The following is a 9,294-nucleotide window of genomic DNA, read 5'->3' on the forward strand; positions in this document are numbered from 1 at the left end:
TCCGCAGCCCGGCGGGCGGCGGCCGCGGGGCCCGCATCGGTGGCGAGCAGGTCCGCGGCGTCGACGTCCACGAGCAGCCCGGCGCTGCGCAAGCCGTCCAGCACCGCGGCCACCATCTCGGCGTCCAGCCCCTGCCGTTCGGCGTCGGCGAGCACCGCGCGCTGCACCCGGCTGCCGTCGAGGCCGCGCAGCAGGGCGGCCAGCCCGTCGGGACGCGGGGTGACGAGCACCCCGTCGGCGGAGTCCGTCCCGCCCACCTGGAGCGAGTCGGCGCCCACGCGCAGGAGGGGGGTGGCCGCGGGGAGGAGGGGATGGGCGGTGTCGGTCACCGGGGGAGCGTGCCAGCGCGAGCGGACGTCGCGCAGCCGCCGTCCACAGGCCCCGGAGACGCCGACGGCGGCGCCCCCGTAGGGACGCCGCCGGTGACGATCAGGCCTTGCCGAGGATCCGGTTCATCTTCGTGCCGCAGACCGGGCAGGTGCCCTGGGCCATCCGGCGACCGGACTCGCTCACCTTGACCTCGCCGTCGAAGTCGCGCTTGTCCTTGCACTTCACGCAGTAGCCGTTGTAGCTCTCCGCCACGGGATCTCCTCGTCTCGGGGCGCCGCGACACGCAGGCCGGGCACCGTGTGCGGAGGCACGCTACCCGCGGCCTTCCCCGCTGTACCGGGCAGCGGGCGCCGTTCCGGTGCCGCCCGACCCCGCAGGCCCTCACCCTTCCCACAGCCTGTGGACAACGTTGTGGAGCACGTGGGGACCGTTCGGCGTGTCCCTGTGCGTGGACCGGGGGCGGGGCTCGGGACAACCACCGAGGGCGACCTCCTGCCCCCGACGTCACCTGCACGTTCGCTCGCCGGAGGCTGTGGAACGCGCGCGACGGTCGCCGTGCGCCCCGTCATGTCCACCGTCGTGTCCACCGTCCGTGCGACCTGTACCCGAGAGGGTGTCGTCGGGCAGGCGCAGCGACCTCGCCGTGCCTTACGGTGCCCCCGTGCCCGGTACGCCTCCCGACGCCTCCGCACACGACGAGTTCCCCGGCGGGCAGCCGCGGGCAACCGCCCGTGCGGATCGGGCCGTGCCCATGGCCCGCAGCAGGAAGCCGGAGGGCGAGGGAACCGTGCCGCTCCGGGCCGGCGACCCCGCCTCTGTCGTCGAGGTCCGCCGCAGTGCCCGCCGCCGGCGCACCGTGACCGCCTATCGGGAGAGCGGGCGCACCGTCGTGCTCATCCCGGCGGCGTTCAGCCCGGCCGAGGAGCGGCGCTGGGTGGCCCAGATGGTCGCCAAGCTGCAGACCCGCGAGGAGCGGCGACGCCGCTCGCTCGGTGGCGACGACGAACTGATGGCGCGCGCCCGCGCGCTCTCGGCCGCCCACCTCGACGGCCTCGCCGAGCCGGCATCCGTGCGCTGGGTGGACAACCAGCAGCGCCGGTGGGGCTCCTGCACGCCCGCCGACCGCAGCATCCGGCTCTCCAGCCGGCTGCGCTCGATGCCCGAGTACGTCGTGGACTACGTGCTGGTGCACGAACTGGTCCACCTGCTCGAACCGGGGCACGACGAGCGGTTCTGGGCACTGGTGGCGCGCTATCCGCGGGCCGAGCGGGCCCGCGGCTTCCTCGAGGGCGTGGAGCTGGCCAACACCGCCGGCGCGGCCGAGCACGGCGCGCCCGACATCGTCGACTGAGGCCGGACTACTCCTCCGGATCCCGCTCGGCGTCGGCGGCGGTCAACCCCCGCAGCTCGTCGTCCAGACCGTGGCGGGCGACGAAGTCCATGGGCTCGTCCAGGTCGTCCGACGTCGGCAGCAGGTCGGGGTGGTTCCACAGCTGGTCGCGCTCCGCGCTACCGTGCTTCTGGCCCATCGCCGCCCACACGACGGCGGCGTCGCGCAGCCGCCGGGGGCGCAGCTGCAGCCCCACCAGCGTGGCGAAGGTCTGCTCGGCCGGTCCGCCGGAGGCGCGCCGGCGGCGCATCGTCTCGGCCAGGGCGGAGTGGCCGGGCAGCCGGTCCTTCGCCGCCTCGGCGACGACGGTGTCCACCCAACCCTCGACCAGGGCCAGCAGGGTCTCCAGCCGGCGCAGCGCCATCTGCTGCTCGGGCGTCTCCTCCGGCTCGAGCACTCCGCTGCCCAGCAGTCGCTGGATGCTCTCCGGGTCGCTGGGGTCCAGCCCCTCCAGCCCGCCGCCGCCCATGGCGTCGGCGATCCCCCGCTCGATCGCCTCGCGGTCGATGGTGATGCCGCGGGCGTAGGCGTGGACGGCGTCCTGGAGCTGCTGGCGCAGCCAGGGCACGTGCGCGAACAGCCGCTGGGACGCCGCCTCGCGCAGGGCCAGGAACAGCCGCACCTCGTCGGCCGGACGGTCGAGGCCGGAGGCGAACTCGGCGACGTTCTGCGGCACGAGCACGCCGGTACCGGCCGGGGCGAGCGGGAGCCCCACGTCGGTGCTGGTGAGGACCTCGTCGGCCAGCTTGCCCAGCGCGGACCCCACCTGCGCGCCGAACATCAGCCCGCCCATGCGGCCCATGATCCCGGCGATCGGCCCGAAGGACATCGCGGCCTCCTGCGGCAGCGCACTGGTCATCGCCGCGACGACGCGCTCGGCGAGGGGGTCGATCAGCGCACCCCAGGCCGGCAGCGTCTGCTCCACCCACTCGACCCGCGACCAGGCCGCCGTCCGCTCGATGCCCGAGGGCAGCTCGGTGACCTGGTCCAGCCACAGGTCGGCCAGGCGCAGCGACTCGGCGACGGCGGTGCGCTCCGCGTCGGACGAGGGCTGGTGGCCGGCGGCGAGCTGGCTGATCGCGCTCTGCTTGGCGAGGTCCCAGTTGACCGGACCGCCGGACCAGCTCATCAGCTTCTGCAGCTCGGCGAACAGCGGCATCTTGCCCAGCACGTCCTCGGGGGAGCCGCCGCCGGCGATGCCGCCGAACAGCGCGCCCAGACCGAAGGGGTCACCGCCACCGGGCTGGTCACCGCCCCGGCGCTCGGGGTCGCGGTCGGGCAGGCCGAAGCCGAAGGGCACATCGCTCATGGGTCCACGGTAGACGGAAGGACCCCGTCCCCCTCATCGCTCGCGAGCTCGCGACGAGCCTCTGGACGGGGCCACGGTTGTCGGGTTGGCGGCATCGCCCAGCAGCGCCGAATAGGCTCGCCGGTCGTGACCCGTCGGATCGCCGTCCTGACCGCCGGTGGTGTGCTGCTGCTGATCTTCGGCCTGCTCGGCACCACGCTGCCGGTGCCCTACGTCGCCCAGGTCCCCGGGCCGACCTTCGACACCCTCGGCGAGATCGACGGCGAGCCGATCATCGAGATCGAGGGCCGCGAGCGCAACGAGACCGACGGCAACCTCAACCTCACCACCGTCGGCGTGGGCAGGGGCGGGCTCAGCCTGGTCCAGGCCGTGCGCGGCTGGTTCGACGACGAGGTCGCCGTCGTCCCGGAGGAGTCGGTCTACCCGCCCGACCGCACCGTGGAGGAGACCCGCCGGCTCAACCGCCGCGCGTTCCTCACCTCCGAGCAGGCCGCCGAGACCGTCGCGCTCGGGCACCTCGGCTTCCCGGAGAAGGTCGTGGTCCGCGAGGTGCCCGAGGGGTCGCCGTCGGAGTCCCTCCTCGAGGAGGGCGACGCCATCGAGTCGATCGACGGACGGCCGACGCCGGATCTGGACAGCCTGGACGCCGTCCTCCGGTCGATCCCGCCCCGCACCACCGTCGAGGTGGTCTTCACCCGGCTCGGGGAGCCTGGCAGCGCCACGATCACGACCCGTGGCTCGGACGAGCGCGACGGCTCCCTGCTCGGCGTCAGCGTGCTGCAGCAGCCCTCGGCCCCCTTCGACGTCGACATCCAGGTGGAGGACGTCGGCGGGCCCTCGGCCGGGCTCATGCTGACCCTCGGCATCCTCGACCTGGTCGGTGACGAGGACCTCACCGGCGGCGCCCTCGTCGCCGGGACCGGGACGATCGACGCGGACGGCCGGGTCGGGCCGATCGGCGGCATCCCGCTGAAGATCATCGCCGCGCGCGACATCGACGCGGACCTCTTCCTCGTGCCCGGCGGGAACTGCGCGGAGGCCCTGGCCGCCGACGACCCGGGCTTCCCGCTCGCCCGGGTCGACACCCTCGAGGACGCGCTCGCCGCGCTGGCCGACTTCCGCGCCGGCCGCACCCCCGAGACCTGCTGAACCCCGGGCCGGACCCGGGAACCCGGTCGGGCCTGGCGCGTTGTGCTGGGATGAGGGGTGGAGTGTGCCCAGGGTCGGTCACCTCCACCTCACCGGTGTCGTGGCCGCCGTCACGCCGCTGGGCCCGCACCTGACGACGACCCGCAACTGAAGGAGACCGCTCGTGGCCATGCGGCCCCCCGTGCCGGTGCCGACGCTGTCCCGGCGCGCGAAGCTGGGTCTCGGCGCCCTCGCTGTGCTGCTCGTGCTGTTCACCGTGATCGGCGCGCTCACCAACGTGTACGTCGACTACCTGTGGTTCGACGAGACCGGCTACACCGAGGTCTTCTGGACCGAGCTGCAGAGCCGTGCGCTGCTGTTCGCCGTGGCCGGGGTGGCGACGGGCGGGCTGACCGCGCTGGCCATCTACCTGGCCTATCGGCACCGGCCCACGTTCCGGCCGATGTCGCTGGAGCAGCAGAACCTCGAGCGCTACCGGCAGTCGCTGGAGCCGCGGGCGGGGCTGGTGCTCACCGCCGTCGCCGTCGTGCTCGGGCTGTTCGCCGGGTTCACCGCGCAGAGCAGCTGGGAGACCTGGCTGACCTTCCGCAACAGCACCGACTTCGGGCAGACCGATCCGCAGTTCGGCCTCGACCTGTCGTTCTTCGTCTTCGAGTACCCCTTCTACCGGCTGGTGCTCGGCTTCGGCTTCGCGATCGTGATCCTGGCGCTGATCGGCTCGCTGCTGACGCACTACGTCTTCGGCGGGCTGCGGCTGCAGACCCCCGGCCAGAAGCTGACCGCCGCGGCGCGGGTCCAGATCTCGGTGCTGCTCGGCTTCTTCGTGGCGCTCAAGGCGATCGCGTACTGGCTGGACCGGTACGGGCTGGTCTACTCCAACCGCGGCGAGGTCTTCACCGGCGCCAGCTACACCGACGTCAACGCCCTGCTGGTGCCCAAGACGATCCTGGTGTTCGTCGCGGCGGTCTGCGCGATCGCGTTCTTCGCCAACATCGTCTTCCGCAACCTGCTGCTGCCGGCCGCCGCGCTGGTCCTGTTGCTGGCGACCAGCCTGGTGATCGGCGTGGCCTACCCCGCGATCGTGCAGCAGTTCGTGGTCCGGCCCAGCGCCAACGAGCGCGAGGCGCCCTACATCGAGCGGGCCATCGAGATGACCCGGCAGGCGTACGGTCTCGACGACGAGCACGTCGAGTACGTGAACTACGCGACCGGGACGACGACCGAGGGCGACGAGGAGGCCGTCGACCCGGAGGTCGCCCTCGCCGAGCTGCGCAACGACACCGAGACGATCCCCAACGCGCGCCTGCTGGACCCGAACGTGCTGTCGGAGACCTACACGGCGCTGCAGCAGATCCGTAACTGGTACGGGTTCCCCGAGCGGCTGGACGTCGACCGGTACACCGTCGACGGCGAGCTGCGCGACTACGTCGTGGCGGTCCGCGAGCTGAACAGCGCCGGGCTGTCGGAGAACCAGAGCACCTGGATCAACCGGCACACGGTCTACACCCACGGGCACGGCTTCGTGGCCGCGCCGGCCAACGAGGTCGTGGGTGGCTCGGAGGGTGGCCGGCCGAACTTCACCACCGGTGACCTGCCCGTCGAGGGCGACATCCCGGTCGAGCAGAGCCGCATCTACTACGGCGAGCTGATCGACGACTACTCCGTCGTCGGCGCGCCCGAGGGCACCGCTCCGCGCGAGTCCGACCTGCCCGAGGGCGGCTCGGACGAGCGGCAGATCAACAACACCTACGACGGCGAGGGCGGTGTCTCGGTCGGGAGCTTCTTCCGGCAGCTGACCTTCGCGATCTACTACCGCGAGCGGAACTTCCTGCTCTCCAGCGCGGTGAACGAGGAGTCGAAGGTCCTCTACGTCCGCGACCCCCGCCAACGGGTGGAGAAGGCGGCGCCCTTCCTGGAGGTCGACGGCGACCCGTACCCCGCGGTGATCGACGGCCGCGTGGTGTGGATCCTCGACGGCTACACGACGTCGGACTCCTACCCGTACTCCGAGCAGATGGAGCTGGGCGAGGCGGCCACCGACGCGCTCACCGGCACGGGGACGACGGCGCTGCCGAACGAGACCTTCAACTACATCCGCAACTCGGTGAAGGCCACCGTCGACGCGTACGACGGCACGGTGACGCTCTACGAGTGGGACACCGAGGACCCGGTCCTCAAGACCTACATGAAGGCGTTCCCGGGCATCGTCGAGCCCAAGGAAGAGGTCTCCGAGGAGCTGGAGAGCCACCTGCGCTACCCGGAGGACCTGTTCAAGGTCCAGCGGGAGATCCTCACCCGCTACCACGTCGACGACCCGATCGCGTTCTACGAGGGCAGCGACAGGTGGCAGATCCCGCAGGACCCGACGCAGGACGTCGAGGAGGACCAGCCGCCGTACTACATCCTGGCTCAGCGGCCGGGTGACCCGGAGGCGACGTTCCAGCTGACCAGCGCGCTCAACGCGTTCCGGCGGCCCAACCTCTCGGCGTTCGTGTCGGCCTCCAGTGCGCCGGAGACCTACGGCCAGATCCAGGTGCTGCAGCTGCCCGGGAACACCCCGTTCCTGGGGCCGACGCAGGTGCAGAACTCCTTCGGTGCCAACCAGGACATCCGCCGCGACCTCACCCTGTTCGACAGCGAGAACTCCGACGCGGTGCTCGGCAACCTGCTGACGCTCCCGATCGGGGACGCCGGCCTTCTGTACGTGCAGCCGCTGTACGTGGAGAGCACGGCGGAGAGCGGCTTCCCGCTGCTGCAGCGCGTGCTGGTCAACTTCGGCGGTCAGATCGGCTACGCCAACACCCTCGCGGAGGCGCTCAATCAGGTCTTCGGCGAGGGGGTCGGCGAGATCGCCGTCGACAGCGAGGCGACCGAGCCGCAGCCGGAGGACGAGGGCGACGAGGAACAGCCCGACCCGACCCCGACCCCGGCGGAACCGACACCGGGGCCGCCGCCGGCCGGCGGCCCCGACGTCGAGGCCGACCTGGACCAGGCGGTCAGCGACATCAACGCCGCGCTGGAGGCGCTGCGCGACGCCCAGCGCAACGGTGATTTCGCCGGCCAGGGCCAGGCGCTCGAGCAGCTGGACGCCGCGGTGGCCGCCTACCGGGCGGCGCAGGCGGCCGCGGCCGGCTCGGGCGACTGAGCGGGGGAGGGGGCGAGCCGGACCGGCGTCGCCCCCTCCGCCGGGCCTGGTACGGTGGTCACTACCGACGCGGGGTGGAGCAGCTCGGTAGCTCGCTGGGCTCATAACCCAGAGGTCGCAGGTTCGAATCCTGCCCCCGCTACTACCACGAAGGGGCCCGGTCACCACGGTGACCGGGCCCCTTCGTCGTCCCGGCCGGGCAGGCAGCGGCCCTGCTACGTTCCGCTCGCAGGGCTGTCCTCCACCACCGGACCTTCGGGAGCAACCATGGTGTTCACCCGCGACGCCAGCGTGGCCGACCTCGTCGAGGCGATCGACCGGGACGGCTACGTCGTCATCGAACGGCTGATGGACGACGACTGGGTGCAGGCGGCCAAGGCGGACCTCCAGCGGGTGCTGGCCGAGACCGGCACCGGGCGGAACTCGTTCGAAGGCTTCTCCACCCAGCGGGTCTATGCGCTGTTCGCGAAGACGCGCTACTTCGACGGTCCCGGCACCCATCCGCTCGTGCTCGGCGTCCTCGACCACGTGCTCGGGCACTACCAGTTCAGCGCGCCGGTGGGCATCCAGATCGGGCCGGGCGAGGTCGCCCAGGTGCTGCACCGCGACGACGACGTCTACCCGCTGCCCCGCACCGGGAAGGACGTCGTCGTCAACACCATGTGGCCGCTCGACGACTTCACCCTCGAGAACGGCGCGACCCGCTTCGTCCCCGGCAGCCACCGCTGGGAGGAGGGGCGGACGGTCACCGAGGAGGAGACGACCGCGGCGGTCATGCCCGCGGGGTCGGTGATGATCTACGTCGGCAACCTCATCCACGGAGGCGGTGCGAACACGACCGACCGGCCTCGGCTGGGCGTGATCCTCGAGTACGCCGCGTCGTGGCTGCGGCCGCAGGAGAACCACGTCCTCGCCGTGCCCCGCGAGGTGGTGCGCGAGCTGCCCGAGCGGCTGCAGGAACTGCTCGGCTACAACATTCACCCGCCGTTCCTCGGCTACGTCGACGGCCGCCACCCCCGGCGGGTGCTCGGCTGATCCTGGACAGCCACCCGGGCCGGTGATCTAGGTTCGCGGGGTGACCCCCGCGACTGTCGAGAAGCAGATCGAGGCCGGCGGCCTCTCGTTCACCTACCTGACGGCGGGACCCGAGGACGGGCCCCTGGCGCTGTGCCTGCACGGCTTCCCCGACACCGCGCACACCTACCGGCACCTGCTGCCGGAACTGGCCGCGGCCGGCTTCCGCGCCGTCGCGCCGTTCTCCCGCGGCTACGCCCCCACCGCGGTTCCGGCCGACGGGCACTACCAGACCGGCGCCCTGGCCCGGGACGCCAACGCGCTGCACGAGGCGCTCGGTGGCGACGAGCGGGCGGTGCTCGTCGGCCACGACTGGGGCGCCCAGGCCGTCTACGGGGCGGCCGGCAGCGCCCCGGACCGCTGGCGCAAGGTCGTCGCCATGGCGGTGCCCGTGGGCCCCGCCCTGGCCGGCACCTTCTTCACCTACGACCAGATCAAGCGGTCGTTCTACATGTACTTCTTCCAGCACCCGCTGGCCGACGCCGTCGTCGCCGGCGGCGATCTGGACTTCCTCGCGCGGCTGTGGGCCGACTGGTCGCCGGGGTACGACGCCACCGACGACCTGGCCGCCGTCCGCACGGCCCTCGGGACGCCGGAGAACCTCGGCGCCGCGCTCGGCTACTACCGGGCGCTGTTCGACCCCTCCCGCCACGCTCCCGAGCTGGCCGCCGAGCAGCAGGCCGCCGGCAGCGCCCCGCCGCAGCCCACGCTGTACCTGCACGGCACGCAGGACGGCTGCATGGCCCTGGACTCCGCCGACGCCGTCCGCGGAGTCCTGACGCCCGGGTCGGACGTCGTCGTCGTCGACGGCGCGGGGCACTTCCTGCACCTCGAGCGGCCCGAGGTGGTCAACCCCCGGATCGTCGGGTTCCTCGCCGACTAATGGGGCTTACCGAG

7 protein-coding genes, 1 tRNA gene and 1 pseudogene are annotated in these 9,294 nt (G+C 72.6%); 6 read left to right on the plus strand and 3 right to left on the minus strand.

The window, feature by feature from the left end; all coding sequences use genetic code 11:
• Positions 1-329 (minus strand): annotated as a pseudogene (locus A6V29_RS03935) (ThiF family adenylyltransferase); the annotation flags it as partial.
• A 100-nt stretch (positions 330-429) separates the two neighbouring features.
• The gene (locus A6V29_RS20580; RefSeq protein WP_170977676.1) at positions 430-582 is read right to left on the minus strand and encodes a DUF5679 domain-containing protein; all 153 of its coding nucleotides are present in this window, start codon (positions 580-582) and stop codon (positions 430-432) included.
• Positions 583-991: 409 nt separating this feature from the next.
• Between A6V29_RS20580 and A6V29_RS03940 the strand changes: the two genes are divergently transcribed.
• Positions 992-1,681, plus strand: coding sequence for a M48 metallopeptidase family protein (locus tag A6V29_RS03940; RefSeq protein ID WP_249932999.1), 690 nt, complete (start codon positions 992-994; stop codon positions 1,679-1,681).
• Positions 1,682-1,688: 7 nt separating this feature from the next.
• Here A6V29_RS03940 and A6V29_RS03945 read toward each other — a convergent pair whose 3' ends face one another.
• Positions 1,689-3,029, minus strand: coding sequence for a zinc-dependent metalloprotease (locus A6V29_RS03945; protein WP_137159087.1), 1,341 nt, complete (start codon positions 3,027-3,029; stop codon positions 1,689-1,691).
• Positions 3,030-3,155: 126 nt separating this feature from the next.
• On the opposite strand from A6V29_RS03945, the gene A6V29_RS03950 reads away from it, so the two are divergent.
• From A6V29_RS03950 to A6V29_RS03970, 5 genes are all read left to right on the plus strand, one after another.
• Positions 3,156-4,178: a YlbL family protein gene (locus tag A6V29_RS03950; protein WP_137159088.1), complete on the plus strand. Its 1,023-nt coding sequence runs from the start codon at positions 3,156-3,158 to the stop codon at positions 4,176-4,178.
• A 169-nt stretch (positions 4,179-4,347) separates the two neighbouring features.
• A complete protein-coding gene (locus A6V29_RS03955) occupies positions 4,348-7,323 on the plus strand; it encodes a UPF0182 family membrane protein (RefSeq protein ID WP_249933000.1) in 2,976 nt (991 codons plus the stop codon).
• A 68-nt stretch (positions 7,324-7,391) separates the two neighbouring features.
• A tRNA-Met gene (locus A6V29_RS03960) sits at positions 7,392-7,465 on the plus strand.
• 125 nt (positions 7,466-7,590) lie between these two features.
• A complete protein-coding gene (locus A6V29_RS03965; RefSeq protein WP_137159090.1) occupies positions 7,591-8,358 on the plus strand; it encodes a phytanoyl-CoA dioxygenase family protein in 768 nt (255 codons plus the stop codon).
• Between the two features lie 40 nt (positions 8,359-8,398).
• Positions 8,399-9,280, plus strand: a complete 882-nt coding sequence (locus A6V29_RS03970) for an alpha/beta fold hydrolase (protein WP_137159091.1) — start codon at positions 8,399-8,401, stop codon at positions 9,278-9,280.
• The last annotated feature ends 14 nt before the right edge of the window (positions 9,281-9,294 follow it).

The sequence above is a fragment of the Blastococcus sp. CCUG 61487 genome (assembly GCF_005222955.1).
In the GTDB taxonomy this organism is placed as follows: domain Bacteria; phylum Actinomycetota; class Actinomycetes; order Mycobacteriales; family Geodermatophilaceae; genus Blastococcus.

Excerpts from the sequence above, each read along its gene's own strand:
- A6V29_RS03945 (WP_137159087.1), bottom strand. The coding sequence starts at position 3,029 with ATGAGCGATGTGCCCTTCGGCTTCGGCCTGCCCGACCGCGACCCCGAG.
- A6V29_RS03955 (WP_249933000.1), top strand. The coding sequence starts at position 4,348 with ATGCGGCCCCCCGTGCCGGTGCCGACGCTGTCCCGGCGCGCGAAGCTG.
- A6V29_RS03965 (WP_137159090.1), top strand. The coding sequence starts at position 7,591 with ATGGTGTTCACCCGCGACGCCAGCGTGGCCGACCTCGTCGAGGCGATC.